The organism is Niallia sp., from assembly GCF_031978665.1.
In the GTDB taxonomy this organism is placed as follows: domain Bacteria; phylum Bacillota; class Bacilli; order Bacillales; family Cytobacillaceae; genus Niallia.
Genome location: NZ_DALZDK010000043.1, coordinates 25,094 through 27,034, shown reverse-complemented (window position 1 = coordinate 27,034; position 1,941 = coordinate 25,094). Strand labels below are relative to the sequence as shown.

1 protein-coding gene and 1 pseudogene are annotated in these 1,941 nt (G+C 35.6%); both read left to right on the top strand.

The window, feature by feature from the left end:
- A pseudogene (locus RTL21_RS20025) lies at nt 1–144 on the top strand (ATP-dependent 6-phosphofructokinase); the annotation flags it as partial.
- A 117-nt stretch (nt 145–261) separates the two neighbouring features.
- On the top strand, nt 262–1,941 hold a 1,680-nt coding region (gene pyk / locus RTL21_RS20020), incomplete at its 3' end, for a pyruvate kinase (RefSeq protein WP_312098473.1).

The following is a 1,941-nucleotide window of genomic DNA, read 5'->3' as shown; positions in this document are numbered from 1 at the left end:
GAGCTTCTTGTAGAAGGTAAAGGTGGAAGAGCTGTTGGTATCGAGAAAAACCAATTGGTTGATTATGATATCATTGAAGCATTAGCACGTAAACATACGATTGATAGTAATTTATATCATTTATCAAAAGAATTATCCATTTAATAAATCGTTAGGAATTTATGATTATCTAGTACATTTTATGGCACTGATAACTTATAAATTCCTTAAATGCTGTGAAGTTAGCAATTATTTTTATAAATTTTATCGGAGGTATTATTAATGCGTAAAACGAAGATTGTATGTACTATTGGTCCTGCAAGTGAAAGCGTGGAAAAATTAACGCAATTAATGGAAGCTGGAATGAATGTTGCTCGCCTTAACTTTTCACATGGCGATTTTGATGAGCATGGTGCTAGAATAAAAAATATTCGCGAAGCAGCAGAGATTACTGGAAACAATATTGCGATTCTTTTAGATACAAAAGGTCCAGAAATCAGAACAAACAATATGCAAAATGGTGCTATTGAATTAGTTGCAGGCAATGATATCATTGTTTCAATGACAGAAGTTGAAGGAACAACAGAAAAATTCTCTGTTACTTATGAAGGATTAATTGATGATGTGGAGCCAGGTAGCAAAATTCTACTTGATGATGGCTTAATTGGTCTTGAAGTAACAAAAGTTGACAAAGCAGCTGGTGAAATACATACAAAAATTTTAAATTCAGGTACATTAAAAAATAAAAAAGGTGTAAACGTTCCTGGAGTAGCTGTAAAGCTTCCTGGCATGACAGAAAAAGATGCCAATGATATCCGTTTTGGTATTGAACAAGGAATTGATTTTATTGCTGCATCTTTCGTACGTCGCGCATCTGATGTTTTAGAAATTAAGCAATTATTAGAAGATAACAATGCATCACATATCCATATTATTCCTAAGATTGAAAACCAAGAAGGTGTGGATAATATTGATGAAATTCTAGAGGTTTCTGATGGATTAATGGTTGCTCGTGGTGATTTAGGGGTAGAAATCCCAGCAGAAGAAGTGCCATTAGTCCAAAAATTATTAATTAAAAAATGTAACACTTTAGGTAAACCAGTTATAACTGCAACGCAAATGCTAGACTCTATGCAACGTAATCCACGTCCAACTCGTGCAGAAGCAAGTGATGTAGCAAATGCAATCTTTGATGGTACAGATGCAATAATGCTTTCAGGTGAAACAGCAGCAGGATCATATCCAGTGGAAGCTGTACAAACGATGAATAATATTGCTTCAAGAGCAGAAGAAGCATTAAATTATAAAGAAATTTTATCTAAACGCAGCAAAGATTCAGAGCATTCAATTACTGATTCAATCGGACAATCTGTTGCCCATACAGCATTAAATTTAGAAGTTAAAGCGGTAATCACACCAACTGGTAGTGGCCATACTGCAAGAATGATTTCTAAATACCGCCCAGAGGCTCCAATTGTCGCTGTAACTTATGATGCAAGAATTCAAAGACAATTAGCGCTTGTTTGGGGAGTATATCCACGTCTAAGCCAAAAGTCTGAATCAACAGATGAAATGCTAGATGTAGCAGTTCAAGAAGGTGTTAACAGCTCTATTGTTACACATGGCGATTTAGTAGTTATTACAGCAGGTCTTCCTGTTGGAGAAGCGGGTACAACAAACATCATGAAAATTCATGTAATTGGAGACGTGCTTGCTAAAGGACAAGGTATTGGTCGTAAAACAGCTTTTGGTAAAGCTGTAATTGCTACTAATGCAAACGACGCACTAGATAAAGTTAAATCTGGTTCTATTCTTGTAACAAATGCAACGGATCGCGATATGGTGCCAGCATTAGAAAAATGCAGTGCATTAATTGTTGAAGAAGGTGGCTTAACAAGCCATGCAGCTGTTGTAGGATTAAACATTGGAATACCTGTTATTGTTGGAGTTGAAAATGCAACA